Annotated in this window: 22 protein-coding genes; 11 read left to right on the top strand and 11 right to left on the bottom strand. The window is 56.6% G+C overall.

What is annotated here, in order from left to right; translation table 11 throughout:
• Positions 1 to 2 precede the first annotated feature (2 nt).
• From trmH to FS690_RS16485, 4 genes are all read left to right on the top strand, one after another.
• Positions 3 to 698 (top strand): tRNA (guanosine(18)-2'-O)-methyltransferase TrmH, encoded by a 696-nt coding sequence (trmH, locus tag FS690_RS16500; protein WP_039381320.1) that lies wholly within the window; start codon positions 3 to 5, stop codon positions 696 to 698.
• A complete protein-coding gene (recG, locus tag FS690_RS16495; protein WP_145339919.1) occupies positions 695 to 2,773 on the top strand; it encodes an ATP-dependent DNA helicase RecG in 2,079 nt (692 codons plus the stop codon). The genes trmH and recG overlap by 4 nt, the downstream gene beginning before the upstream one ends.
• Positions 2,774 to 2,906: 133 nt before the next feature.
• A complete protein-coding gene (locus FS690_RS16490; protein ID WP_039381325.1) occupies positions 2,907 to 4,295 on the top strand; it encodes an NCS2 family protein in 1,389 nt (462 codons plus the stop codon).
• 122 nt (positions 4,296 to 4,417) lie between these two features.
• Positions 4,418 to 6,097, top strand: a complete 1,680-nt coding sequence (locus FS690_RS16485; RefSeq protein WP_039385670.1) for an AsmA family protein — start codon at positions 4,418 to 4,420, stop codon at positions 6,095 to 6,097.
• 48 nt (positions 6,098 to 6,145) lie between these two features.
• On the opposite strand, the gene fabY is transcribed toward FS690_RS16485, so the two are convergent.
• From fabY to typA, 5 genes are all read right to left on the bottom strand, one after another.
• Entirely contained in the window at positions 6,146 to 7,093 is a 948-nt protein-coding gene (fabY, locus tag FS690_RS16480; RefSeq protein ID WP_039381327.1) for a fatty acid biosynthesis protein FabY, read from the bottom strand.
• A gap of 59 nt (positions 7,094 to 7,152) precedes the next feature.
• Positions 7,153 to 7,590 carry a D-aminoacyl-tRNA deacylase gene (gene dtd / locus FS690_RS16475; protein WP_145339918.1) on the bottom strand — a complete coding sequence of 146 codons (438 nt, stop codon included), beginning with the start codon at positions 7,588 to 7,590 and terminating at the stop codon, positions 7,153 to 7,155.
• Entirely contained in the window at positions 7,587 to 8,453 is an 867-nt protein-coding gene (locus FS690_RS16470; protein WP_039381331.1) for a virulence factor BrkB family protein, read from the bottom strand. Before FS690_RS16470 ends, dtd begins: the two co-directional genes overlap by 4 nt.
• A gap of 5 nt (positions 8,454 to 8,458) precedes the next feature.
• On the bottom strand, positions 8,459 to 9,055 hold the full coding sequence (yihX, locus tag FS690_RS16465) for a glucose-1-phosphatase (protein ID WP_039381334.1): 597 nt from the start codon (positions 9,053 to 9,055) through the stop codon (positions 8,459 to 8,461).
• A 139-nt stretch (positions 9,056 to 9,194) separates the two neighbouring features.
• Positions 9,195 to 11,015 carry a ribosome-dependent GTPase TypA gene (typA, locus tag FS690_RS16460; protein WP_039381337.1) on the bottom strand — a complete coding sequence of 607 codons (1,821 nt, stop codon included), beginning with the start codon at positions 11,013 to 11,015 and terminating at the stop codon, positions 9,195 to 9,197.
• A gap of 439 nt (positions 11,016 to 11,454) precedes the next feature.
• Here typA and glnA point away from each other — a divergent pair, with 439 nt between their 5' ends.
• The 4 genes from glnA to FS690_RS16440 all read left to right on the top strand — a co-directional run bounded on the left by glnA (position 11,455) and on the right by FS690_RS16440 (position 15,736).
• Complete coding sequence (gene glnA / locus FS690_RS16455; protein WP_039381340.1) at positions 11,455 to 12,864, top strand: glutamate--ammonia ligase; 1,410 nt, start codon at positions 11,455 to 11,457, stop codon at positions 12,862 to 12,864.
• Between the two features lie 177 nt (positions 12,865 to 13,041).
• Entirely contained in the window at positions 13,042 to 14,091 is a 1,050-nt protein-coding gene (gene glnL / locus FS690_RS16450; RefSeq protein WP_145339917.1) for a nitrogen regulation protein NR(II), read from the top strand.
• 7 nt (positions 14,092 to 14,098) lie between these two features.
• Complete coding sequence (glnG, locus tag FS690_RS16445; RefSeq protein WP_039381345.1) at positions 14,099 to 15,508, top strand: nitrogen regulation protein NR(I); 1,410 nt, start codon at positions 14,099 to 14,101, stop codon at positions 15,506 to 15,508.
• A gap of 102 nt (positions 15,509 to 15,610) precedes the next feature.
• Positions 15,611 to 15,736 (top strand): YshB family small membrane protein, encoded by a 126-nt coding sequence (locus FS690_RS16440; RefSeq protein WP_139239666.1) that lies wholly within the window; start codon positions 15,611 to 15,613, stop codon positions 15,734 to 15,736.
• Between the two features lie 30 nt (positions 15,737 to 15,766).
• On the opposite strand, the gene hemN is transcribed toward FS690_RS16440, so the two are convergent.
• Together hemN and yihI are read right to left on the bottom strand one after the other, a co-directional pair.
• On the bottom strand, positions 15,767 to 17,140 hold the full coding sequence (gene hemN / locus FS690_RS16435) for an oxygen-independent coproporphyrinogen III oxidase (RefSeq protein WP_145339916.1): 1,374 nt from the start codon (positions 17,138 to 17,140) through the stop codon (positions 15,767 to 15,769).
• A 233-nt stretch (positions 17,141 to 17,373) separates the two neighbouring features.
• On the bottom strand, positions 17,374 to 17,895 hold the full coding sequence (gene yihI, locus FS690_RS16430; protein ID WP_039381350.1) for a Der GTPase-activating protein YihI: 522 nt from the start codon (positions 17,893 to 17,895) through the stop codon (positions 17,374 to 17,376).
• Between the two features lie 555 nt (positions 17,896 to 18,450).
• Between yihI and yihA the strand changes: the two genes are divergently transcribed.
• Positions 18,451 to 19,095 (top strand): ribosome biogenesis GTP-binding protein YihA/YsxC, encoded by a 645-nt coding sequence (gene yihA / locus FS690_RS16425; RefSeq protein WP_039381353.1) that lies wholly within the window; start codon positions 18,451 to 18,453, stop codon positions 19,093 to 19,095.
• A gap of 290 nt (positions 19,096 to 19,385) precedes the next feature.
• On the opposite strand, the gene polA is transcribed toward yihA, so the two are convergent.
• The 4 genes from polA to FS690_RS16405 all read right to left on the bottom strand — a co-directional run bounded on the left by polA (position 19,386) and on the right by FS690_RS16405 (position 24,499).
• Entirely contained in the window at positions 19,386 to 22,169 is a 2,784-nt protein-coding gene (gene polA, locus FS690_RS16420; RefSeq protein WP_145339915.1) for a DNA polymerase I, read from the bottom strand.
• A gap of 365 nt (positions 22,170 to 22,534) precedes the next feature.
• The gene (dsbA, locus tag FS690_RS16415; RefSeq protein ID WP_039381357.1) at positions 22,535 to 23,164 is read right to left on the bottom strand and encodes a thiol:disulfide interchange protein DsbA; all 630 of its coding nucleotides are present in this window, start codon (positions 23,162 to 23,164) and stop codon (positions 22,535 to 22,537) included.
• Positions 23,165 to 23,190: 26 nt separating this feature from the next.
• Positions 23,191 to 24,177 (bottom strand): serine/threonine protein kinase, encoded by a 987-nt coding sequence (locus tag FS690_RS16410; protein ID WP_145339914.1) that lies wholly within the window; start codon positions 24,175 to 24,177, stop codon positions 23,191 to 23,193.
• Between the two features lie 46 nt (positions 24,178 to 24,223).
• On the bottom strand, positions 24,224 to 24,499 hold the full coding sequence (locus FS690_RS16405) for a YihD family protein (RefSeq protein WP_039381361.1): 276 nt from the start codon (positions 24,497 to 24,499) through the stop codon (positions 24,224 to 24,226).
• 56 nt (positions 24,500 to 24,555) lie between these two features.
• Here FS690_RS16405 and mobA point away from each other — a divergent pair, with 56 nt between their 5' ends.
• Both mobA and mobB read left to right on the top strand, forming a co-directional pair.
• Positions 24,556 to 25,128: a molybdenum cofactor guanylyltransferase MobA gene (mobA, locus tag FS690_RS16400; RefSeq protein ID WP_108570157.1), complete on the top strand. Its 573-nt coding sequence runs from the start codon at positions 24,556 to 24,558 to the stop codon at positions 25,126 to 25,128.
• Positions 25,128 to 25,631, top strand: coding sequence for a molybdopterin-guanine dinucleotide biosynthesis protein MobB (mobB, locus tag FS690_RS16395; protein ID WP_108570158.1), 504 nt, complete (start codon positions 25,128 to 25,130; stop codon positions 25,629 to 25,631). Before mobA ends, mobB begins: the two co-directional genes overlap by 1 nt.
• The last annotated feature ends 104 nt before the right edge of the window (positions 25,632 to 25,735 follow it).

Raw genomic sequence — 25,735 nt, 5'->3', positions numbered from 1 at the left:
GCATGAATGCTCAACGTTTTGCCCGAATTCAGGAAATGCTGGCGCTGCGTCAGCACGATCTCACCGTCTGCATGGAGCAGGTGCACAAGCCGCACAATGTCTCTGCGGTGATCCGCACGGCAGACGCAGTGGGCATTCATGAGGTTCACGCCGTCTGGCCCAGCGTGCGGATGCGCACGATGGTTTCGGCCTCCGCAGGCAGCAACAGCTGGGTAAAAGTTAAAACCCATACGCACATTACGGAAGCGGTACGCCATCTGAAAGATCGCGGCATGCAGGTGCTCGCCACCCATCTTTCAGACAAGGCGGTCGACTTTCGCGCTATCGATTACACCCGCCCGACCTGCATTCTGATGGGTCAGGAAAAAACCGGCATCACCGCCGACGCGCTGGCGCTGGCTGACCAGGATATTATTATTCCGATGGTGGGTATGGTGCAGTCGCTGAATGTCTCTGTGGCCTCGGCGCTGATTCTGTATGAAGCACAGCGCCAGCGACAGAATGCCGGCATGTATCAGCGTAAGCACAGCCTGCTGGATGAAGAAGAGCAGCAGCGTCTGCTGTTTGAAGGCGGCTATCCGGTTCTCGCCCGCGTGGCGAAGCAGAAAGGCCTGCCCTATCCGCAGATCAACATGCAGGGTGGCATCGATGCTGATGCCAGCTGGTGGTCCGCCATGCAAGCCACGGGTCGGAAATGAAAGGCCGGCTGCTGGATGCCATACCGCTCAGTACCCTGACCGGCGTCGGCGCCAGCCAGGCCGCTAAGCTGGCCAGACTCGGCCTGTTTACTATCCAGGATCTGCTGCTGCACCTGCCCCTGCGCTATGAAGATCGCACCCAGCTCTACAAAATTAACGATCTGCTGCCTGGTATCTGGGCCACCATCGAAGGCGAAGTGCTGAACAGCGAAGTCACCTTTGGTCGCCGCCGCATGCTGGTATGCCAGATTGGTGACGGCAGCGGGATTGCCACTCTGCGCTTTTTTAACTTCACCGCCGGCATGAAAAACAGCCTGGCGCCGGGTCGCCGGGTCGCCGCTTATGGTGAGATCAAGCGCGGACAGCGCGGCGCCGAAATTATCCATCCTGAATACCGCGTTCAGGGTGAGCAGGGCGGCGTTGAGCTGCAGGAAACCCTGACGCCGGTCTATCCCACCACGGAGGGGATACGTCAGGCCACGCTGCGCAATCTTACCGACCAGGCGCTGACTCTCCTGGAGAGCTGTGCGATCGCTGAGCTGCTGCCGTCAGAGCTGAGCGGCGGGCTGATCAGCTTGCCTGATGCGCTGCGCACGCTGCACCGGCCGCCGCCCGATCTCCGGCTCAGCGAACTGGAAACCGGCCGCCATCCGGCACAGAAGCGATTAATTCTTGAAGAGCTGCTGGCGCATAATCTCAGCATGCTGGCCGTGCGCGCGGGCGCACAGCGTCATCATGCGCTGCCGCTGACCCCCTGCCATACGCTGGTGGACAGGCTGCTGGCCGCGCTGCCTTTCTCTCCGACCGGCGCGCAGCAGCGCGTGGTAAAAGAGATTGAGCGCGATCTGGCTAATGACTATCCGATGCTGCGCCTGGTACAGGGCGATGTCGGCTCCGGTAAAACGCTGGTGGCGGCTCTGGCAGCGCTGAACGTCATTGCCCACGGCAAACAGGTGGCGCTGATGGCGCCGACTGAACTGCTGGCCGAGCAGCACGCTGCAAATTTCCGTCAGTGGTTTGCGCCGCTCGGCATCGAGGTTGGCTGGCTCGCCGGCAAGCAGAAAGGCAAAGCGCGCGAAGCGCAGCAGGCGGCGATCGCCAGTGGTCAGGTGGCGATGGTGGTGGGCACGCACGCGCTGTTTCAGGAGCAGGTGAAGTTCAGCGGCATGGCGCTGGTGATTATTGATGAGCAGCACCGCTTTGGTGTGCATCAGCGGCTGGCGCTGTGGGAAAAAGGCGAAGAGCAGGGTTTTCATCCGCATCAGCTCATTATGACCGCGACACCCATTCCGCGCACGCTGGCGATGACCGCCTACGCCGATCTCGACACCTCGACAATCGATGAGCTGCCGCCGGGCCGCACGCCGGTCACAACGGTTGCCATTCCGGACACGCGCCGCAGCGAGATTATTGAACGCGTAAAAAGCGCCTGCCTGGAGGGACGTCAGGCCTACTGGGTCTGCACCCTGATTGATGAATCGGACGTGCTGGAAGCGCAGGCCGCTGAAGCGACCTGGCAGGAGCTGAGCGTGGCATTACCCGATCTGCGCACCGGCCTGGTGCACGGTCGGATGAAGCCCGCAGAGAAGCAGGCGGTAATGGCCGCGTTCAAAGCGAACGAGATCCAGCTGCTTATCGCCACTACCGTTATTGAGGTTGGCGTGGATGTCCCTAACGCCAGCCTGATGATCATCGAAAACCCGGAGCGGCTCGGTCTGGCACAGCTGCATCAGCTGCGTGGACGCGTCGGACGCGGCGCTGTCGCCTCACACTGCGTGCTGCTTTATAAAGCCCCGCTGAGCAAAACCGCTCAGCGTCGCCTGCAGGTACTGCGCGACAGCAACGACGGCTTTGTGATTGCGCAGCACGATCTTGAAATTCGCGGCCCCGGCGAGCTGCTGGGCACGCGGCAGACCGGCAACGCTGAATTCAGGGTCGCTGACCTGCTGCGCGATCAGGCCATGATCCCCGAAGTGCAGCGCGTGGCGCGCCATATCCATCAATATTACCCCGAACAGGCACAGGCGCTGATTGAGCGCTGGCTGCCGGAAACTGAACGCTACAGCCACGCATAGAGGCCGGTTTCAGGCGCGCCCTGCGCGCCCGCTGAAAAATTGTCCAGCCGGTAATCAGCCGCAGCGATGCAAACGATTGCTTTCAGCGGGCAACCGTTTAAAATCGCCACTTTGCTGTTACTGAGAGCCTGTCATGTCTGTTAATCGTGCCGAACCCCTTTCGCCCGCCAGTGCGTCTGCCACGACAAAAAGCGAACTGATTTATCGTCTTGAGGATCGCCCGCCGCTGCCGCAGACGCTGTTTGCCGCCTGTCAGCACCTGCTGGCGATGTTCGTTGCCGTGATCACCCCGGCACTGCTGATCTGCCAGGCGCTGGGGCTGCCGGCACAGGATACGCAGCACATCATCAGTATGTCGCTGTTTGCCTCCGGCGTAGCGTCGCTGCTGCAGATCAAAACCTGGGGACCGGTGGGCTCCGGGCTGCTGTCGATTCAGGGCACCAGCTTTAACTTTGTTACGCCGCTGATTATGGGCGGTATGGCGCTGAAGAATGGTGGCGCGGATGTGCCCACCATGATGGCAGCGCTGTTTGGCACGCTGATGGTCGCCTCCTGTACCGAAATGCTGCTGTCGCGCGTGCTGCATCTTGCACGCCGGATTATTACGCCGCTGGTGTCGGGCATCGTAGTGATGATTATCGGTCTCTCACTGATTCAGGTCGGGCTGACCTCAATTGGCGGCGGCTTTGCTGCTATGAACGATCACAGCTTTGGCGCGCCTGGAAATCTGCTGCTGGCAGGTGCCGTGCTGCTGGTGATTATTCTGCTTAACCGTCAGCGCAACCCCTATCTGCGTGTGGCATCGCTGGTGATCGCGATGGCGGTGGGTTATGCACTGGCGTGGGGACTGGATATGCTGCCGGAGAGCGCGGCACCGGTAGAGCAGCCGCTGCTGGCTGTGCCTTCACCGCTCTATTACGGGCTGGGTTTTGACTGGAATCTGCTGATCCCGCTGATGCTGGTCTTTATGGTTACTTCGCTGGAAACCATCGGTGATATCACCGCCACCTCTGACGTTTCAGAACAGCCGGTCAGCGGCCCGCTCTATATGAAGCGCCTGAAAGGGGGCGTACTGGCAAACGGCCTGAACTCCTGCGTCTCTGCCCTGTTTAACACCTTCCCCAACTCCTGTTTTGGTCAGAACAACGGCGTGATCCAGCTGACCGGCGTGGCCAGCCGCTATGTAGGCTTTGTGGTGGCGCTGATGCTGGTGGTTCTCGGGCTGTTTCCGGCGGTCAGCGGCTTTGTTCAGCATATTCCGGAACCGGTGCTGGGCGGGGCCACTATCGTGATGTTCGGCACCATTGCCGCTTCCGGCGTGCGCATTGTATCCCGCGAGCCGCTTAACCGCCGCGCTATCATGATTATTGCGCTATCGCTGGCGGTCGGACTCGGTGTCTCTCAGCAGCCGCTGATCCTGCAGTTTGCGCCAGAGTGGCTGAAAACGCTGCTCTCTTCCGGTATTGCTGCCGGCGGTATTACGGCGATCGTGCTTAATCTTATTTTCCCGCAGGAAAAATAGCGCAGCAGGCAGGCGCCCGCCTGCCTGCTATTTATCCGCATTTTTCGCCAGACGGTTGAGCTGTAACGGTAATTCAGGCATAACAACCACTGACCGGACAACGATCGCGATGGATGAATGCAATGAAATTCCTGGGCAAGTTTTTCCTTACTCTATTACTGCTGATTCTGCTGCTGCTGGTGATCGGTTATGTACTGGTGCAGACACAGTGGGGCGCCGGCTGGTTTAGCCGCTGGGTAAGTGATAAAACTGCGTGGCATCTCTCCGTCAGTAAAATTGAGCACAACTTCTCTTCCCCTTCGCATATCGTGCTGGATAATTTCAGTTTTGGTCACGATGGCCAGCCTGCGGTTGTCGTGGCTAAACGCATCGATCTGGGCCTGGCGATGGTGCAGTTCAGCGACTGGCTTCATTTTGACAGCATTGAAATTCATGAAGGGGAGATCAATCTCGCTAATCAGACGCCATCCACCACGCTGCCCGTTCAGGCCAACCGCCTGCAGCTGCGCAATGTGCGCCTGGAAAGCCCGCGCACGGCGCTGCCGCTCTCTGCCCGCGGCGTCAATGGCGGTATTGTTCCATGGAAACCTGTATCCGCCGATATGCTGGGCAGTGACGCACAGTTTCAGATAAGCGCCGCGCAGCTGACGCTGAACGGGCTGGCCGGTGATAACGTGCTGCTACAGGGCAACGTGGCGCAGCGCCGCCTGCAGCTCACCACGATAGGTGCGGATATCGCCCGGGGATCGGTGACCGGTCGGGCAGAGCGTGACGACCAGGGCAACTGGAGCATTGATCAGCTGCGCCTGAATGATATCCGTCTGCAGACCAGCCAATCGCTGAATGATTTCCTGCGCCCGCTGCTGACGGCCCCTGCGGTCACAATTAACCGTCTGGATGTCACCGACGCCCGGCTGCAGGGACCGGACTGGGCGGTCACCGACCTCGATCTTACGCTGCGGGACATTACCCTGCGCAACGGCGACTGGCAGAGTAACGAAGGCTATCTGGCGATGAATGCCGGCAACTTTATCAATGGCAGCCTGGCGCTGGATGATCCTATCGTTAATGCAGAGTTCTCGCCTGAAGGCGTCAGACTTACGCAGTTCAGCTCCCGCTGGGTTAACGGTATTCTGCGCGCCAGCGGCAGCTGGACGCGCAGCAACCGGCAGCTGACGCTGGACGATCTGGCCGTGGCCGGACTGGAGTATACGCTGCCGCAGAACTGGCGCGAGCGCTGGCAGGCCGCCCTGCCCGCCTGGCTTGACAGCGTGCTGGTGAAGCACGCCACCGCCAATCGTAACCTGATCATCGATATCAACCCGGCGTTTCCTTTCCAGATGACGGCGCTGGACGGCTCTGCGGATAATCTGCTGCTGGCGCGCGCGCATCAGTGGGGGATCTGGTCGGGCAAAGCGAGTCTTAACGCGGCAGAAGCGACCTTTAACCGTACCGATCTGCGTCATCCCTCAATAGCGCTGACGGCAGATGAGCAGCAAATCCAGATAACAGAAATGAGCGCTTTTAACGGCAATGGACTGCTGGAGGCGACGGCAACGGTAGGCCAGAGCGCCGAACGTCCGCTGACGCTGAGCCTGAAGGGCCAGGCGGTGCCGGTCAACGTACTGGAAAACTGGGGCTGGCCAGCGCTGACGCAGAGCGGTGACAGTAATCTGCAGCTGCAGCTTAAGGGGTCACTGCGCGCCGGTACGCCGCTGCGTCCGGGCATTTCGGCAGACCTTTCCGTTACCACCGACGCCGGCTCGCTGCAGCAGAGCATGCGTAACGGGCAGACAGATTAAGAACGGCAGGCCGATCGCGTTGTTGCCGCGCGATCGGCTGCACCATCCTCAGTTTATCAGCGCGCCGGAGCCACCCGCTTCGAGTGGACCATGCTGGTCCGCAGGCAGCACAATATAGACGCCCTCAAATACTGCGCCCGGCTCTTCATTTCCGTACAGCTCAACCTCCAGCTGCACGCGCGCCTTGCGCCCGCGCGCGAGGCGGTCGAGATCGCCGCTCAGCGAGCCGAGATCGGCAGTGGCGCCGGGCCGTCCGCTGATCGGTTTGCTGTAGCGGATATGCGCATCCGCCAGAATGATGGTTCCGCCCAGATGACGTTCGCGCAGCAGCAGCCAGATCAGCCCCCAGCCGGTCAGCGTGGCCAGCGAGAAAAGACTGCCGGCAAACAGCGTATGGTGCGGATTCTGATTGCCGGTCTCCGGCATGGTGGTGACAAATTTCTGCCCGGTATATTGCAGGATGCGCACGCCCATCTTCTCACTCAGGGGAATATGCTCATACCACGCCTGCTGGAGCTGGCCGCACCAGTCGGCGCGATGCAGAATATCATCCAGCGTCACCACCGGTTTGATCATCAGAAAATGGCGCACCGGCGTGGTCTGCGGTGCGGTGATTTCACCCTGATTGATAAAACCCAGCTTGGCAAAAAACTCCACGGCATCTTCGCGCGCGCTGCAGGTTACGCGCTTGGCGCCTTCCTGTCGCGCCACGGATTCCAGCGTCATCGCCACCAGCGTCCCGAGCCCCTTGCCCTGTACCGACGGGTGCACGGCAAGAAAGCGAATAGCTGCTTCATTCTCTGCGTTGATATAGAGGCGGCCTGCGGCAACCGGCTTGCCCTGCTCATCCACCACCATCTGATGGTGCGCCAGCGCGTCCCAGGCATCCCGCTCTGAGCCCTGCGGCTGGCGCAGCGGCTTGCGCAGCATTTCCCAGCGGAACTGGTAATACATGTCCAGCTCTTCGGCCGTCTGAGGCACTCGAAGATGATACATAAAATGATTCTCCCGTTCGGAGCCAGCGTGGCCGATTGCCTGCCGCCAGGCTGCCGATCTCACACCTGCAACCAGAAAGTGACCGGACCGTCGTTAACCAGTGAAACCTGCATATCGGCCGCAAAGCGACCGCTGGCGGTTGTGATACCGCTGGCCCGGCAGCAGTCGCTGAAGACGTTATAGAGCCGCTCCGCTTCTGCCGGTACGGCACCGCCGGAAAAGGAGGGACGCATGCCCTTACGGGTATCTGCCGCCAGCGTAAACTGCGAAACCACCAGCACGCTGCCGCCAGCCTGGTGCACATTCAGATTCATTTTGTCATTCTCGTCACCGAAAACACGGTAGCCGAGCACTTTATCGCAGAGCCGCCGGGCTTTTTGATCATCATCCTCTTTTTCCACGCCCAGCAGCACCAGCAGTCCGGCGCCAATCTCACCAATGATCTGGTTGTCGACCGCCACGCTGGCGGCACTGACGCGCTGAATTAATGCAATCATGTTTCCTCACGGGATGGTTCATGTTCCTGCAGCTTTAGCTGGCGATAGTCATTCAGGGTGACGGTGACTTCCGCTCCCAGCAAAACAATACACCACGTCCAGTAGACCCACAGAAACAGAATCGGGATAACGGCCAGTACGCCATAAATTAACTGATACGAGGGAAACATCGTAACATAGAGCGCAAAGCCTTTTTTACCCAGCTCAAACAGCAGGCCTGCCACCACCGCCCCGGTGAGCGCATCGCGCCCCGGCACGCGCCGCGTTGGCACCACGCTGTAAAGCAGCCAGAACGCCAGAATGGAGAGCACCAGCGGGAAGATACGCAGCGCCTGGTCGATCAGGCTGGTAACGCCGGTGACATTGACCCAGCGCAGCGACAGCAGATAGGAGCTAATCGCCAGGCTGGCGCCAGCCAGCAGCGGGCCGAGCGTCAGGATCATCCAGTAAACGGCAAACGAATAGATCATCGGACGCGGCGAATTGCTGCGCCAGATGGCGTTCAGCGCGCTGTCAACGGAGTGCATCAGCAGCAGCGCCGTGACAATCAGCCCTACCGCGCCTACCGCCGTCATTTTATTTACGTTAGCGACAAACTGGTCAAGGTAGCGCTGGATCACGTCGCCAGCTGCCGGCATAAAGTTGGTAAAGATAAAATTCTTGAGCTGTACGCTGATGTCGGAAAAAACCGGGAACGCGGCGAACAGCGCGAAGATCACCGCCACCAGCGGCACCAGCGCCAGCAGGGAAACGTAGGCAAGATTCCCCGCCTGCGTGGTCATGTTATCTTCGTCGATGCGCCGCCACAGCAGTTTCAGCCACAAAAAGAACGCATGCGCCCGGTGGCGCAGAGTGTTAGCCATCACATTTACCCACGCGCTGCGAACCAGGCGGGCAGGGTTTTGTGATCTTCCACCAGCACGCTTTCGATTCCCAGCGCGCGCGCCGCATCGATATTCGCCTGATTGTCATCAAAGAAGATGGCCTGGTCCGCCGTGTAACCCTCCTGCGCCAGCACATGGCTGAAAATCCGCGCTTCCGGTTTACGCATGCCGAGCTCCTGCGACATATAGACGCGATCGGCAGCCTGCTGAACTTCCGGATAGTGCGTCGGCCAGAATTCAAAATGCAGCTGGTTGGTGTTGGAAAGGATCACCACGCGTTCGCCGCGGGCGCGAAGCTGGTTCATGATCGCCAGCGTCTCCGGGCGAACGCCGACAAACACGGCCTGCCAGCCGGCGGTAAACTGCTCATAGCTCAGGGCAATATCGAGCTGCTCGCAAAGGCGCTCGGCAAATTCCGGGTCGCTGATCTCGCCCCGTTCATGTTGTTCAAACGCTTCATCCATGCTGAAGCGACTCTGCAGCGTGGCCAGCGGCACACGGCCTAAATCACTCCAGACGCCCAGTACGCGATTGAAGTCGATATCAACAATCACGTTACCCAAATCAAAGATGTACAGCATGACGCCTCTCCTCTGTGCTTCCGGGATCATTCACTCTAGCGGCAAAAAGCGTAGCTGAACAGGGAGCATTCGGGGAAAAAGGCGGGCAACAGAAACAAAAAAGCCCCGCAGTGCGGGGCCTGATAACAGAACGTATCGTTTACTCTTTACCGCCGCGAGACGCGCGTTTGCGATCGTTCTCGGTCAGGTGACGTTTACGGATACGGACTGACTGTGGCGTAACTTCAACCAGTTCGTCATCATCGATGAACTCGATCGCCTGCTCCAGCGTCATTTTCTGTGGCGGAACCAGCGTCGTCGCCTCATCGGTACCTGACGCACGCATGTTGGTCAGTTTCTTACCGGTCAGACAGTTTACGGTCAGGTCGTTAGAGCGGCTGTGAATACCGATGATCTGGCCTTCATAAACCTCTGCACCGTGACCCAGGAACAGCTTACCGCGATCCTGCAGACCAAACAGAGCAAACGCAACGGCTTTACCCTGACCGTTAGAGATCAGAACGCCGTTCTGACGCTGACCAACTTCGCCCGGACGCACGTCGTCGTAGTGGCTGAAAGTCGAGTAGAGCAGACCGGTACCGGAGGTCATGGTCATGAATTCGTTACGGAAGCCGATCAGACCACGGCTTGGGATCACGTAGTCGAGACGTACGCGGCCTTTGCCATCCGGATCCATGTTTTTCATGTCGCCTTTACGCTCACCCATCGCCTGCATCACTGAGCCCTGGTGGGTCTCTTCGATATCGAGGGTAACGTTCTCAAACGGCTCCTGCTTGCGGCCTTCATGCTCACGGAAGATAACTTTCGGACGGGATACCGCCAGCTCAAAGCCTTCACGACGCATGTTTTCGATCAGAACGGAAAGGTGCAGCTCACCACGACCTGATACGCGGAATGCATCAGCATCTTCGGTCTCTTCAACGCGCAGTGCAACGTTGTGTACCAGCTCTTTGTTCAGGCGATCCAGGATCTGACGTGAAGTAACGTATTTACCTTCTTTACCGCAGAACGGTGAGGTATTGACGTTAAAGAACATGGTTACGGTAGGCTCATCTACGCTCAGCGCCGGCAGCGCCTCTACATTCTGCGTGTCGCAGATGGTATCGGAGATGTTCAGTTCACCCAGACCGGTAACGGCAATGATGTCGCCCGCTTCTGCCAGATCGCTGTCAATACGCTCCAGACCCAGATGCGTCAGCACTTTACCCACTTTCGCGTTGCGGGTTTTGCCTTCGCTATCAATCACAGTAACCTGCTGGTTCGGCTTGATTTTACCGCGCTTGATGCGGCCAATACCGATAACGCCCAGGTAGTTGTTGTAGTCCAGCTGAGAGATCTGCATCTGCAGCGGCGCATCAGCTTCAACCTGCGGCGGAGAAACGTGATCGACGATTGCCTGATACAGCGGAGTCATGTCCTCAGCCATATCAGTGTGTTCCAGACCTGCAATACCATTCAGCGCTGACGCATAAATGATAGGGAAGTCCAGCTGCTCGTCAGTCGCGTCGAGGTTAACGAACAGGTCGAATACCTGGTCTACAACCCAGTCAGGACGCGCGCCTGGACGGTCAATTTTGTTGATAACAACAATAGGTTTCAGACCGTGAGCAAAGGCTTTCTTGGTTACGAAGCGGGTTTGCGGCATAGGGCCATCCATCGCATCAACAACCAGCAGCACCGAATCCACCATGGACATGACGCGCTCTACTTCACCACCGAAGTCGGCGTGTCCCGGGGTATCAACGATGTTGATACGGTAGTCGTTCCATTTGATGGCGGTGTTTTTTGCGAGGATGGTAATTCCACGCTCTTTTTCCAAATCATTGGAATCCATCACACGTTCAGTCGCTTCGGTACGAGCGTCAAAAGTACCAGACTGTTGCAGCAGTTTGTCGACCAGGGTGGTTTTTCCATGGTCAACGTGCGCGATGATGGCGATGTTACGCAAATTTTCGATCACAGCTTTGCCTCAGGCATTATAGAAATAACGCGGTATTGTACACGGATTAAGCGGAATACTGAACATGATCACAGTTTTCCCGACAATATTCTCACGCTGCTGGTTTTTAGCACCATTAGCGGTGCAAATATCTGCACTCTGCTGGCTTTATGCACCATTTTAGTGCCATCAGCGCACCGTTTTGCACCATAATAAAGCAATGCGTCTGTTCTGGTGCAGCTGCTGATGCACCGCAGCGCGCCGCACAGCGCTATTTATTGCGCTTAAAAAAAGTTGGCACAGAATTCGCTTTATCTTTTTTAAGTGCAAACGACAGTGGCCTGATGGCTGAATAGCTTGCCGGGATCTTAGTCAGGGGTGGTCAGTAGTCGTGACACATTCCAGGCATTTTGAGTTCTCTCACCACGACAACAGATGACCATTTCCAGGAGAGTTGAGTATGTCCGCTGAACACGTTCTCTCGATGATGAACGAGCATGAAGTTAAGTTCGTCGATCTGCGTTTTACCGATACTAAAGGTAAAGAACAGCACGTCACCATTCCTGCTCATCAGGTTAACGCAGACTTCTTTGAAGAAGGCAAAATGTTCGATGGTTCATCCATCGGTGGCTGGAAAGGCATTAACGAATCAGACATGGTGCTGATGCCGGATGCCACCACTGCGGTGATGGACCCGTTCTTCGAAGACCCGACCCTCATCATCCGGTGTGACATCCTCGAGCCAGGCACGCTGCAGGGTTACGATCGCGATCCGCGCTCCATCGCCAAGCGCGCTGAAGAGTACCTGCGCGCTTCCGGTATTGCTGACACCGTGCTGTTCGGACCTGAGCCAGAGTTTTTCCTGTTTGACGATATCCGTTTCGGTTCATCGACTTCAGGTTCACACGTCGCTATCGATGATATTGAAGCGTGCTGGAACACTGGCAAAGCGTACGAAGGCGGCAACAAAGGCCACCGTCCGGGTCTGAAAGGCGGCTACTTCCCGGTACCACCGGTTGACTCCTCTCAGGATATCCGTTCTGCCATGTGTCTGACCATGGAGCAGATGGGTCTGGTTGTAGAAGCACATCACCACGAAGTGGCAACCGCTGGTCAGAACGAAGTGGCAACCCGCTTCAACACCATGACCAAAAAAGCGGATGAAATTCAGATTTATAAGTATGTCGTGCACAACGTTGCGCACGCCTACGGCAAGACCGCAACCTTTATGCCAAAACCGATGTTTGGTGACAACGGATCCGGTATGCACTGCCATATGTCACTCTCTAAAGGTGGCGTAAACCTGTTCTCTGGCGATAAGTACGGCGGCCTCTCTGAAACCGCGCTGTTCTACATCGGCGGTGTGATCAAGCACGCTAAAGCGATTAACGCCCTGGCTAACCCAACCACCAACTCCTACAAGCGTCTGGTGCCGGGTTATGAAGCGCCGGTTATGCTCGCTTACTCCGCGCGTAACCGCTCAGCCTCCATCCGTATTCCGGTGGTTGCCAGCCCGAAAGCCCGCCGTATTGAAGCGCGCTTCCCGGATCCAGCGGCTAACCCATACCTGGCGTTTACTGCGCTGCTGATGGCTGGCCTCGACGGTATCATCAATAAAATCCATCCTGGCGATGCGATGGACAAAAACCTCTACGATCTGCCGCCGGAAGAAGAAGCGGAGATCCCGAAAGTAGCCGGTTCTCTGGAAGAAGCACTGAACGCGCTGAATGAAGATCGCGAGTTCCTGACCCGCGGCGGCGTATTCACTGATGACGCTATCGATGCTTATATCGAACTGCGCAAGCCAGATGTTGATCGCGTTCGCATGACGCCACACCCGGTTGAATTTGAACTCTACTACAGCGTTTAAATGGCCATTCACCTCTTTTGTCCGCCAGGCCGGGCAAAAGAGGACAACGTTTTTTTGTTGCCGTGGAAACTTTAGCCCATCTCCGGATGGGTTTTTTTCACCGCAAAATTGCCGTTATCGGGGAGTTTTCCATCCCAAAACGCTATAGTGCACCCATTTGGTGCAGAGGATCGTGGTATGGTTGCTGGCTCACTGCCCGACGCAGGGCAGATTCTCAACTCCCTGATAAACAGTATTCTGCTGGTCGATGACGGGCTGGTGATCCACTATGCCAATCCGGCTGCGCAGCAGCTGCTGGCGCAGAGTTCGCGTAAGCTGTTCGGTACGCCGCTGCCGGAGCTGACCGGCTACTTTTCGCTCAATCTTGACGTGCTGCGCGAGAGCCTGGCCGCAGGCCAGGGCTTTACCGACAGCGAAGTCACGCTGGTGGTCGATGGACGCGCGCACATCATGTCGCTGACCGCGCAGCGTCTGCCGGACGGCCTGATCCTGCTGGAGATGGCGCCGATGGACAATCAGCGCCGGCTCAGCCAGGAGCAGATCCAGCATGCTCAGCAGGTTGCCGCACGCGATTTAGTGCGCGGCCTGGCGCATGAGATTAAAAACCCGCTTGGCGGCCTGCGCGGCGCGGCACAGCTGCTGTCGCGCGCGCTACCTGACCCGTCGCTGAACGAATACACCAACGTTATCATCGAGCAGGCAGACCGGCTGCGCAACCTGGTCGATCGTCTGCTGGGCCCGCAGCAGCCGGGGCTGCACGTTACGCAGAGCATTCATCAGGTGGCGGAGCGCGTGGTCAAGCTGGTCTCGATGGAGCTGCCGGACAACATAACGCTGGTACGCGACTACGATCCCAGCCTGCCGGAGCTGCCGCACGATCCTGACCAGATTGAACAGGTGCTGCTTAACGTCGTACGCAATGCGCTGCAGGCGCTCGGCGCAGAGGGCGGTACCATCGTGCTGCGTACGCGTACCGCTTTTCAGCTGACGCTGCACGGCACGCGCTACCGGCTGGTGGCACGTATTGATGTGGAAGATAACGGGCCGGGCATACCGGCACAGCTGCAGGATACGCTGTTCTATCCCATGGTCAGCGGACGCGAAGGGGGTACCGGTCTCGGACTCTCTATCGCCCGCAGCCTGATCGATCAGCACTCCGGAAAAATTGAATTTAACAGTTGGCCAGGTCACACCGAGTTTTCGGTCTACCTGCCCATTCGCCAGTGAGGTTTCTATGCAACGAGGGATAGTCTGGATCGTCGATGACGATAGCTCCATCCGCTGGGTGCTTGAACGCGCGCTCACTGGAGCCGGTTTAAGCTGCGCGACGTTTGACAGCGCCAGTGAGGTGCTGGATGCACTCGCCAGCAAAACCCCGGACGTACTATTGTCAGATATTCGCATGCCGGGCATGGATGGCCTGGCGCTACTGAAGCAGATCAAGCAGCGTCATCCGATGCTGCCGGTCATCATTATGACGGCGCACTCCGATCTTGATGCCGCCGTCAGTGCCTATCAGCAGGGCGCATTTGATTATCTGCCCAAGCCGTTTGATATCGATGAGGCGGTAGCGCTGGTCGAGCGCGCCATCAGCCACTATCAGGAGCAGCAGCAGCCGCGCAATCAGCCCGTCAGCGGCCCGACAACCGACATCATCGGCGAAGCGCCGGCGATGCAGGATGTGTTCCGTATTATTGGCCGTCTGTCACGCTCCTCCATCAGCGTGCTGATTAACGGTGAGTCGGGAACCGGTAAAGAGCTGGTCGCGCATGCGCTGCACCGCCACAGCCCGCGCGCCAAGGCGCCTTTTATCGCGCTGAATATGGCGGCGATCCCGAAAGACCTGATTGAATCTGAACTGTTCGGGCATGAAAAAGGCGCGTTTACCGGCGCCAATCAGATCCGTCAGGGGCGCTTTGAACAGGCTGATGGCGGCACACTGTTTCTTGATGAGATTGGCGATATGCCGCTGGATGTGCAGACGCGTCTGCTGCGCGTGCTGGCAGACGGTCAGTTCTATCGCGTGGGCGGCTACGCGCCGGTAAAAGTGGACGTGCGCATTATTGCCGCCACGCATCAGAACCTTGAGCTGCGCGTGCAGGAAGGCAAATTCCGTGAGGATCTGTTCCACCGCCTCAATGTCATTCGGGTACATCTTCCGCCGCTGCGTGAGCGCCGCGAAGATATTCCGCGTCTGGCACGCTACTTCCTGCAGGTTGCCGCACGCGAACTGGGCGTTGAGGCTAAAATCCTGCATCCGGAAACGGAAACGGCGCTGACCCGCCTGCACTGGTCGGGCAACGTGCGCCAGCTGGAGAACACCTGCCGCTGGCTGACGGTCATGGCCGCCGGTCAGGAAGTGCTGATTCAGGATCTGCCGCCGGAGCTGTTTGAATCCGCCACGCCTGACAGTCCGGTGCAGTCGCTGCCGGACAGCTGGGCCACGCTGCTGGCGCAGTGGGCCGATCGCGCGCTGCGTTCCGGTCATCAGAACCTGTTATCTGAAGCGCAGCCGGAGATGGAGCGTACGCTGCTGACCACGGCGCTGCGTCACACCCAGGGGCATAAACAGGAAGCGGCACGCCTGCTTGGCTGGGGGCGCAATACGCTGACGCGCAAACTTAAAGAGCTGGGCATGGAGTAACGCTGCGACATCAGCGGCGCTTCTGCTGATTTTTTGCACGCACAGGCTGTACAGACCGTTACCGGTGAGTATGATATTCGCGGTAATCGGGAGAGAAGTATCATGCTGCAATCTGTCATGCTGACAATAGCGCATAATCTGGCAGCCATTGGCAGCGCGGTGGCCCATTCGCCGCAGACTGCGCTGGCTGCTGTGGTATGCGCCATTACGGCGAGCCTGTTCAGTTAATAGCAAGGGAGCGTATGCTCCCTTTGTTATTCAGATGATCCGGGAATAGTGCTGCTGGCGGCTTTTCTGCCGCAGGTAGCGATCGAAACACATGCAGACAGAGCGGATCAGCAGACGACCGCGACCGGTCGCCGTTATACGCCGCCTCTCATAGCAAACCAGCCCCTCCGCCACCAGCGGAGCCAGCTGTGCCAGATCGTAGGCAAAATAGTCCTCAAACACGATCGGCCACTGCGCCTCCACGGCGGCAAAATCGAGCGTGAAGTTGCAGATAAGCTGTTTAATCACCTCACGCCGCAGACGATCGTCCTCCGTCAGCGTTAATCCGCGCCACAGCGCGCTACCCTGCTGTTCCACCCCTGCATACCACTCATTCAGCGCTTTCCGGTTCTGCGCATAGCTGTCGCCCAGCATGCTGATGGCAGATACGCCCAGCCCCAGCAGATCGCTCTCACCGTGCGTGGTGTAGCCCTGAAAATTGCGGTGCAGCAGACCGCTGCGCTGTGCGATCGCCAGGTCATCATCCGGCCGGGCGAAGTGGTCCATCCCGATAAACCGGTAACCTGCGGCGGTCAGTGTGGCAATGCTCTGCTGCAGGATCAGCAGCTTTTGCGCGCCGTCGGGCAGGTCTGCTGCTTTGATTTTGCGCTGTGCCGCAAACAGCGCCGGCATATGCGCATAGCTGAACAGGCTCAGACGGTCGGGAGCGAGCGCGATCACCCGCTGCAGCGTCAGCGCAAACCGTTCCGCACTCTGCAGCGGCAGACCGTAGATCAGATCGAAACTGACCGAACGAAAACCCTGTTCGCGCGCGCGCTTTACCAGCGCACCAATGGCCGCTTCATCCTGTATCCGGTTAATGCGCGCCTGCACCGCCCGATCAAAATCCTGGATCCCGATGCTCAGACGGTTGAATCCTTCCGTCCGCAGATGATCGATCGTGGCTGGCGCGATCTCACGCGGATCGATTTCGATCGACATTTCAGCATCATCCGTTATCGCGAAGTGATGCCGCAGCAGCGCCATCAGCCGGCTTATCTGCGCTCCGTCAAGAAAGGTCGGCGTGCCACCGCCCCAGTGCAGCTGTGTCACCCGGCGACCGGCAAACAGCGGAGCACGACAGGCAATCTCCTGCGCCAGCGCATTCAGATAGCGATCAGCTTTTTGCCGCTGGCGCGTCACTATTTTATTGCAGCCGCAGAAGTAACACAGTTTGTGGCAGAACGGGATATGCACGTAAAGAGAGAGCGGCCGGTGAGGATAACGGGTAGCAGCCTGCTCAAAATCTGCGGCGCGAAAAGTTTCGCTGAATTCCGGCGCGGTAGGATAGGAGGTATAACGCGGGCCTGAGCCGCTGTATTTCTCCACCAGCTGCTGATCCCATTCTATCTGCTGCGCGGTCATGCTTACCTCTTTCGGTGGCGTGTGGTCCGGAAAGGTCGCGCAGAAGGGTCAGTGAAGCGGTGAAGAGAACGCCGCCGTAAACGCGACTTCAGGCGCGACAGGCGGCGTAGTTTAAACAATAACCAGAGGATATAACATGTGAGCAGCAGCGCTAAAATTGATCCAGGCCAAAACATTGTCGAATACCTGTTCAGCGCGGCATGCGATACGGCGCATGCCGTCCGGTAACGGGATTACTGCCCTTTCAGCAGGCGCATCATATCTTCTTCAGCCTGTTCATCTTCGGCGTCATCATCCAGCGCGATCCCCAGCGTTTCCATCAGCTCATCGATGCGGTCCAGCGTCTCATCCAGCCACGCCTGGTCTTCACCGCTCAGCGTCTCGCCTTTTTCCAGGCGATCGAGCAGCGTGTCGAGACGTTCATCGTTCTCCAGCTTCGCCAGCTCCTCTTCAGGCGTCAGGCGTACTTTCTGCGCTTTCGCTTTGGGCTGAGGTGCCGCTTTTGTCACGGGCTGCGTTTTGCCGTCAGCCACCAGCGCCACCGGTTTTTTGCTGCCAATGCGGGCATCGCTGCTTTTTTTAGTCTGTGCGCTGCCGCTGCTCTGCGCCGTCGGGCTGGTGCGGCTGCCCGATTTATGGCCGCTATGCTTTTTATCGCGTTTACGATCGCGCGCTTCCTGATTCAGTTCTTCACGCGATTTACGTTTGGCTTTAGCAGCGGGTTTGCCACGCTGGGCGGGTGCAGGTTGCTTCATGATGTCCGGTCTCAGTGATGCCTGGTGAGTTCAGTATAGAATTGCGGCGAAATCTAGCAGAAAGCAGACAAAGAAAAAAGGCGATAGCTTTTGCTATCGCCTTATTTCGCACCTTCGTACGAAGGAAACTCTGAATAAATCCTTTACGGCTCTCAACGTCCCGGTCGCTCCGTCGCCATATCGCTCCTGCGAGTAATCCCTGTCCATTCCCGATTCCTGCCTGAATCGTACTCCTGCCATGCTCCTGGTCTTCCGGACACTCCTGAGCGCATCATCCTGATGGGTGCTGCCTTGCACTGACACCAAATGTAGACGAAAGTGCCAAATCAACAAGTAAGATCTCGCTCTTTTTTAAAGGGAAAAGAGCAAAATAATGCGCAATTCATTGTATTATAATAATAAAAAAATATTGAACTTTTTATTTTTAAGCTAAAACTGGCAGCAAAAATCGGCGATCTCTTACACGATTTGTCAGGGCTACGGCTGTCGGGTACTTTTGCGCCATAACAGGTATAATCAGCGCCATTAGTCCGTATCTATCAGCTGGAGTCTATTTTGTCTGCTTTGAATTATCACATCACTCACTTCATGCTCAGTGCGCCAGATATCCGTCATCTGCCGGCCGACACGGGTATTGAAGTAGCCTTTGCCGGGCGCTCAAATGCAGGCAAATCCAGTGCGCTTAATACCCTGACCAACCAGAAAAGTCTGGCGCGCACCAGTAAAACGCCGGGGCGCACTCAGCTTATCAACCTGTTTGAAGTGGTTGAAGGCAAACGTCTGGTGGATCTGCCCGGCTACGGCTATGCCGAAGTGCCTGAGGAGATGAAACGTAAATGGCAGCGTGCGCTGGCAGAGTATCTGCAGAAGCGGCAGGCGCTGAAAGGGCTGGTGGTGCTGATGGATATTCGCCATCCGCTTAAAGATCTCGATCAGCAGATGATTGAGTGGGCCGTAAGCAGCAATATTCCGGTACTGGTGCTGCTGACCAAAGCGGACAAGCTCGCCTCTGGCGCACGTAAAGCGCAGCTCAACATGGTGCGCGAAGCCGCGCTGGGCTTTATGGGCGACGTGCAGGTTGAGATGTTCTCTTCGCTGAAAAAGCTGGGCGTGGACAAGGTGCGTCAGAAACTGGATACCTGGTTCAGCGAACTTGAGCCGGCCCGTGAAGGTGACGCAGATAACCAGCCGGCTGAGTAACGGCAGCGTTGCCGGGTGAAAAAAGCCCAATAAAAAACGCCCCAGTCATAACTGACTGGGGCGGCTAAATATTCAGCCAAATCCGATTACGTGAAGTAAAAGGTCTGAAAGATAGAACATCTTACCTCTGTACCCTACGCGACGAACTTTACCTGATTTTTTCTGACCGACAAAGGATTTTTTGTGATCCAATTTCAGCTTTTGACATAATTTTTACCAGCTCCGTCACACTTTCGCACAGCGGCTGTAGTTTAATTTCCAAAAAAATGTTTAACAGGCAGCGAGTTAGATCAGTGCGCCTGATCCCAGTTATCACCGACACCCACTTCCACCAGCAACGGTACATCCAGCGACATACTGCTCTCCATCAGCTGACGGATTTTCTCGCTGGCGCTCTCTACCGCGTCTTTGTGGATCTCAAATACCAGTTCATCGTGTACCTGCATGATCATCTTCACATCATCACTGTTCTGCTGCTGCAGCCAGCCATCCACGGCAATCATCGCCCGCTTGATGATATCCGCTGCAGTGCCCTGCATCGGCGCATTAATGGCCGCCCGCTCAGCGGCTTTGCGGCGGATAGCGTTGCTGGATTTGATATCCGGCAGCCACAGACGACGCCCGTCCAGCGTCTCTACGTAACCTTTAGACGCCGCCTGATCGCGGGTCTTTTCCATATAGCGCAGTACGCCCGGATAGCGTTCGAAGTAGAGATCCATATATTTCTTCGCTTCACCGGCACCGATGTTCAGCTGACGCGAGAGGCCAAACGCACTCATGCCGTAAATCAGGCCGAAGTTAATCGCTTTGGCACTGCGGCGCTGCTCAGCTGAGACCTTTTCCAGCGGGGAACCAAACACTTCCGCTGCCGTAGCGCGGTGAATATCTTCTCCCTGCGCAAAGGCCTCCAGCAGACCTTTATCCTGCGACAGATGCGCCATGATGCGCAGCTCAATCTGAGAATAGTCCGCAGCAACAATGCGTTTATCTGCACCGGCGATAAAGGCCTGACGGATCCGGCGCCCTTCTTCGTTGCGAACCGGAATGTTCTGCAGGTTCGGATCGGTCGAGGATAGCCGGCCGGTCGCCGTGACCGCCTGATGATAAGAGGTGTGAACGCGTCCTGAGACCGGATTAATCATCTGCGGCAGTTTATCAGTGTAAGTAGATTTCAGCTTCGACAGCCCGCGATGTTCCAGGATGACTTTTGGCAGCGGATAATCAAGCGCCAGCTCGGCCAGTACTTCTTCACTGGTTGACGGCGCGCCGCCCGGTGTCTTTTTCGTAGGCTTAATGCCCTGCTTTTCAAACAGGATGGTTTGCAGCTGTTTGGTGGAGGAGAGATTAAACGGCTCTCCCGCCAGTTCATGCGCCTTCAGTTCCAGCTCAGAGAGGCGGGTTGTCAGCTCCTGCGAATGTCTGGCGAGGATGTTCTGATCGATAAGCACGCCGTTACGCTCAATGCGCGAAATCACCGTAACCAGAGGCATTTCGATATCGGTAAAGACCTGTTTCGGGCCCGCTTCCTGCTCCAGTTTTGGCCACATCTGCTGATGCAGCTGCAGCGTCACATCGGCATCTTCTGCCGCATAGTGTGCCGCCTGTTCCAGCGCGATTTGGTTAAACGTGAGCTGATTTTTACCTTTGCCGGCGATCTCTGTGAACGTGACCGTCTTGTGATTCAGCCAGCGCGCAGAGAGGCTATCCATATCATGCTTGCCGCCAACGCTGTTCAGGCAGTAGGACTCCAGCATGGTGTCAAACCGGATGCCGCGCAGCTCAATACCGTAATTTTTCAGCACGCCGCGATCGTATTTCAGGTTCTGCCCCACTTTCGCCGCGCGTTCATCCTCCAGCAACGGCTTTAATTTCGTCAGCACGTCAGTGCGATCGAGCTGATCGGGTGCGTCCAGATAGTCATGCGCAACCGGCAGGTAGGCAGCCTCCCCTGGGGCGACAGCAAACGCGATACCGACAATGGTGGCGCTAAGCGTATCGAGTGAATCCGTTTCGAGATCGAATGCAAACACTTCAGCCTGCTTCAGCTTATCGAGCCAGGTGCTAAAGGTTGCCTCATCAAGGATAGTGACATACCCGTCCGCGGAGAGCACGCTGGTAGCTTCCGCAGCCTCAGGCTCATCAGCCAGAGCGCTCTGCGCCTGCACATTACTCTTTTTACCCTGCAGCCACTTACCTTCCTGCAGATCGGCCTGCCAGCGCCGGAATTCAAAGCGGGCAAACAGCGTCTGCAGCGTCTCAACGTCAGGCTGGTTTACCGTCAGTTGATCGTAACTGACCTCCAGTGGCACATCGGTTTTAATGGTCGCCAGCTGGTAAGAGAGAAAGGCCACATCGCGGTTCTGTTCGAGTTTAGCCGCCATGGTTTTCGCGCCGCGGAATGACAGACCGGACACTTTATCGAGATTGTCATAAATGGCGTGTATACCACCCAGCCCCTGCAGCAGCGCCTGTGCGGTCTTCTCTCCCACGCCGGGTACGCCGGGAATGTTATCGGAGCTGTCGCCCATCATCGCCAGAAAATCGATGATCAGTGCCGGCGGCACACCATATTTCTCTTCAACCTCTTCCGGTCCCAGTACGGTATTGCTCATGGTATTGATCAGTGTGATCTCTGGCGTGACCAGCTGCGCCATATCTTTATCACCGGTACTGATCAGTACGCTGCGCCCCTGTTTGCCCGCTTCCAGTGCCAGCGTACCGATAACATCGTCTGCCTCCACGCCCGATACAGCCAGCAGCGGCAGCCCCATCGCTTTTACCATCTCATGCAGCGGTGCTATCTGCGCACGCAGATCGTCAGGCATCGGCGGACGATGAGATTTGTAGTGTTCAAACAGTTCGTCGCGGAAGGTTTTTCCTTTCGCATCGAAGACCACAGCCACATGGCTGGGCTGATACTGCATCAACAGACTTTTCAGCATGTTGAGCACACCATACATCGCGCCGGTAGGTTCGCCCGCGCTGTTGGTCAGTGGCGGAAAGGCATGATATGCACGGTAGAGATAAGAGGATCCGTCTACCAGAATCAGGGGATTTTCTGCGATTTTCGCCATAGTGTTAAGGTTTCTTCGTTGCGAGATTCAGGCTTATAAGGATGCCACAACCTGAGAAAAATGTTGAATGAACACGGGAGAGAGGGGCTTTTTTTCACGGTTATCAAACGTGGATCGCAACGATCTTTCTGTGGATAACTTTGTGCGCAAATTTCATAAGGCGCTATTTTTTTAGCATGAGAAAAATAATAAGCAGATAATAACTATTTATTTACAAGAGGTTAATAAGTTGCCGTGACGCAGAACGCGATTTTGAAAACGCGATCGTCCATGTGGATATCACTACAGAGTGCAGACAGGAAAAAGAATAAATGAGAGTGAAGAAATAAAAAACGCTGGCGTTGCCAGCGTTTAAGGGTGGCGCGTTACTGCTTTTCAGCCAGGAACTTAACCACGTTGGCATAATCGGCGACAAAATTCTCCATAGAGCTGGTGTCGAGACCGCCGTTATTGACCATATATTTGCCGTTGACGAAAATAGCCGGAACGCCCTGCAGATTGACATCAGAAGCCGCTTTCTGCTGCTGCGCAACCAGCGCTTTCACCGCAAAGCTGTTCCAGGCAGCGTCATAATCGCCAGCTGAGATCCCTGCTGCTTTAATAAAGGTTTCTTTCAGGCTGGCCGGATCGGTGATGGTTTGCGTTTTCTGAATGCCATCAAAAATCGGTGCGGTAACTTTGCTTTCCACGCCCAGCGCCATGGCCACTGCCCAGGCATGCGTGACCACCGGGCCTAAATCACCGCCGAGAAAATCGACGTGATATTTTGTTACTTTGGTCTCAGCCGGCAGGTTCTTCTTTACTGCGTCGCTGACGTGATAAACACGTTCAAACTGATAGCAGTGCGGGCAGAAAAAGGAGAAGAACTCCATGACCTGCGGTTCACCTGCCACCGGTTTCTGCAGCGTGACATACTGTTTACCGTCGGTGAACTGCGCCGCTGATACGCTAAATGCCAGCAGCATTCCCGCCAGCGCAAGCCAGATTTTTTTCATTGTTAACCTATCTCCTGAGTACGTTATTAAAATTGCGGACCAAGCCGTAATGGGGGTTCGTGCAACAGTCGCTCCTGCTCAATCAGGAGGGCAATCTGCCGGCGCCAGAAATCCTCGTCAGTCATCCAGGGAAACGCACGCGGAAAAGCGGGATCCTGCCAGCGGCGTACGACCCAGGCCAGATAATAAACCATGCGCATGGCGCGTAAAGACTCAATCAGTGTCAATTCATGTAAATCGAAATCACCGAACTCGTTATACGCCTCTATCAGGATATCCCACTGAATGCGCTGCTCCTGCCGGTCGCCGTTTATCAGCATCCAGAGATCCTGCACGGCCGGACCGGTGCGCGCGTCATCCAGATCAACAAACATCGGGCCGTCGCGCCACAAAATATTGCCCGGATGACAGTCACCGTGCAGGCGCAGCGGCTGCCACTTTGTATGCCAGCTCTGCTGCAGCGTGATAAAAAGGCTATCCAGCGCCTTCAGTAAGCTCTCTTTAAGCCTTGCTGGCACCAGCTCGCTGTGCGCCAGCGTCTGCTGTGGCTGCAGGATATACTCCTCAAGACCCAGCGTCGGACGCCGGACAAAAGGTTTACGGCAGCGGGTCTGATGCATGCGGCCGAGGAAACGTCCTGTCCACTCCATCTGTTCTTCGTTATCCGTTTCATACTGACGACCGCCAACGCTGGGAAACACGGCAAACATAAATCCGGCATGCTGGTTAAGCGTGCTGCCCTGTAGCGTAAGCGGTGCCGCTACCGGCACGTCGTCATTCAGCAGATCCAGCGACAGCGCATGCTCTTCAAGGATCTGTTCCCGGCTCCAGCGCTGCGGACGATAGAACTTAGCGACGTAGCGCCGGTTTTCATCATCGCTGAACTGGTAAACGCGGTTTTCGTAGCTGTTCAGTGCCGTTAAGCCTGACTCCACCCGCAGCCCGGTATCCCATAAAGCATCGAGGATGGCATCCGGATCCAGCGTATGAAAATTAAAGGCAGCGTCGTTCATTTTCGGCCCTGTATGTTACCTTTGCAGTAGATGCGCAAGGATAGCACTACTCGTCAGCCTTGATCACACCGCGTGCGCGTAACAGTGCCGTTTTAAAGTCTGCTTCGTAATCTTTTCTGATACCGGGTATTTCTGTCGTGCTGTCGGCATCACGCATTTTGAGATGGTAAATCAATATGTCGTCGCGTAATTCACTTAACGGGCCATGAAAGCCCGCCTCCTGCGCCAGCTTGTGTAAAAAGGCCAGCAGGTGACATTCTGGCTCCTGCTGCCAGGCAGGCTGCAGAAGCGCAATCAGTTCGTTAAGACGATGGTTTTTCATAGCGGATCCCTCATCACACTGCTTTACACTGCACGGGTTCATTAAAGGAGACAACCATGCCCGTATTTACCGGCGTTATTCTGGCAGGCGGCCAGGGTAGTCGTATGGGAGGCCGTGATAAGGGGCTGGTGCAGCTGCACAATCAGCCTCTTTATCAGCATGTTCTGCAGCGACTGCAGCCACAGGTAGATAGTGTGCTGATCAGCGCTAACCGGCACCTTGATCAATATCAGTTAAGCGGCTGTAAGGTGATAACCGACACATTACCTGACTGGCCCGGACCGCTGGCAGGTATGCTGAGCGGGTTACGCCATAGCCAGAGTGAGTGGGTCGTTTTCTGCGCCTGTGATACACCCTATATACCTCAGGATTTCGTTCTGCGGCTGTGGCAACAGCGCGCAGAAGCGCCGGCGGTCTGGGTCAGGTCAGCCATGCGCGATCATCCGGTGCTGGCTCTGCTTAACCGGGCGCTGGCTGATGAACTCGCCGTGTATCTCGCACGCGGCGAACGGCGTCTGATGCAGTTTTTGCGCGCCAGCGGCGGTCACGCAGTGCTGTTTGAGGAGGATGAGAGGGTATTTCGCAATATTAATACCGCAGACGATCTGGCACAGGAGCAGGGAGAATAATGGACGTACCTTTACTCGCCATTGCCGCGTGGAGCGGTACCGGCAAGACCACACTGCTTAAATCACTGATACCGCTGTTAAAACAGCGCGGTGTGCGGACCGGTTTGATCAAACATTCTCATCATCAGCTGGAGATCGATACGCCAGGCAAGGACAGCTACGTTTTACGTAAAGCGGGCGCCGATCAGGTGATGGTTGCCAGCGAGCGGCGCTGGGCGCTGATGTGTGAAACGCCTGATGAACCCGCCTCTCTGCAACATCTGGCAGCACAGATGAACAGCGCAGCGCTGGATCTGATACTGGTTGAAGGATTCAGGGATGAGAAAGTGACAAAAATTGCACTGTGGCGGCGTGGTGTAAAAGGTGAGGCAGAAGAGTTGCTGGATGAATATGTTATTGCCGTAGCCAGCGATGAAGCACTGGCGCTGGATCTGCCGCTGCTGGATATCAACCAGCCTGATCACGTCGCAGACTTTATCGTCAGCTGGCTGAAAAAAGGTTAGCTTTTACGCATTTCTGAGCTTTCTGCGGACGTAAAAAAGCCCTGAACGCGTGTTCAGGGCTTTTTTACTTGATGGATGCCTGGCAGTTCCCTACTCTCGCATGG

It is taken from the genome of Pantoea sp. PSNIH1, assembly GCF_007680655.1.
Classification (GTDB): domain Bacteria; phylum Pseudomonadota; class Gammaproteobacteria; order Enterobacterales; family Enterobacteriaceae; genus Pantoea; species Pantoea eucrina.
Note: the sequence above shows the minus strand (reverse complement) of the source record. Positions and strands in the feature narration are given on the sequence as shown.

Bases quoted from the DNA above. Each gene is read 5' to 3' on its own strand.
- glnL (WP_145339917.1), top strand. From the start codon at position 13,042: ATGGTTGCTGGCTCACTGCCCGACGCAGGGCAGATTCTCAACTCCCTG.
- FS690_RS16405 (WP_039381361.1), bottom strand. From the start codon at position 24,499: ATGAAAAACCATCGTCTTAACGAACTGATTGCGCTTCTGCAGCCTGCC.
- fabY (WP_039381327.1), bottom strand. From the start codon at position 7,093: ATGTATCATCTTCGAGTGCCTCAGACGGCCGAAGAGCTGGACATGTAT.
- trmH (WP_039381320.1), top strand. From the start codon at position 3: ATGAATGCTCAACGTTTTGCCCGAATTCAGGAAATGCTGGCGCTGCGT.
- hemN (WP_145339916.1), bottom strand. From the start codon at position 17,140: ATGACCGCGCAGCAGATAGAATGGGATCAGCAGCTGGTGGAGAAATAC.
- FS690_RS16410 (WP_145339914.1), bottom strand. From the start codon at position 24,177: ATGAACGACGCTGCCTTTAATTTTCATACGCTGGATCCGGATGCCATC.
- yihI (WP_039381350.1), bottom strand. From the start codon at position 17,895: ATGAAGCAACCTGCACCCGCCCAGCGTGGCAAACCCGCTGCTAAAGCC.
- polA (WP_145339915.1), bottom strand. From the start codon at position 22,169: ATGGCGAAAATCGCAGAAAATCCCCTGATTCTGGTAGACGGATCCTCT.
- mobA (WP_108570157.1), top strand. From the start codon at position 24,556: ATGCCCGTATTTACCGGCGTTATTCTGGCAGGCGGCCAGGGTAGTCGT.
- recG (WP_145339919.1), top strand. From the start codon at position 695: ATGAAAGGCCGGCTGCTGGATGCCATACCGCTCAGTACCCTGACCGGC.
- glnA (WP_039381340.1), top strand. From the start codon at position 11,455: ATGTCCGCTGAACACGTTCTCTCGATGATGAACGAGCATGAAGTTAAG.
- FS690_RS16440 (WP_139239666.1), top strand. From the start codon at position 15,611: ATGCTGCAATCTGTCATGCTGACAATAGCGCATAATCTGGCAGCCATT.
- FS690_RS16490 (WP_039381325.1), top strand. From the start codon at position 2,907: ATGTCTGTTAATCGTGCCGAACCCCTTTCGCCCGCCAGTGCGTCTGCC.
- FS690_RS16470 (WP_039381331.1), bottom strand. From the start codon at position 8,453: ATGGCTAACACTCTGCGCCACCGGGCGCATGCGTTCTTTTTGTGGCTG.
- dtd (WP_145339918.1), bottom strand. From the start codon at position 7,590: ATGATTGCATTAATTCAGCGCGTCAGTGCCGCCAGCGTGGCGGTCGAC.
- mobB (WP_108570158.1), top strand. From the start codon at position 25,128: ATGGACGTACCTTTACTCGCCATTGCCGCGTGGAGCGGTACCGGCAAG.
- yihX (WP_039381334.1), bottom strand. From the start codon at position 9,055: ATGCTGTACATCTTTGATTTGGGTAACGTGATTGTTGATATCGACTTC.
- dsbA (WP_039381357.1), bottom strand. From the start codon at position 23,164: ATGAAAAAAATCTGGCTTGCGCTGGCGGGAATGCTGCTGGCATTTAGC.
- glnG (WP_039381345.1), top strand. From the start codon at position 14,099: ATGCAACGAGGGATAGTCTGGATCGTCGATGACGATAGCTCCATCCGC.
- FS690_RS16485 (WP_039385670.1), top strand. From the start codon at position 4,418: ATGAAATTCCTGGGCAAGTTTTTCCTTACTCTATTACTGCTGATTCTG.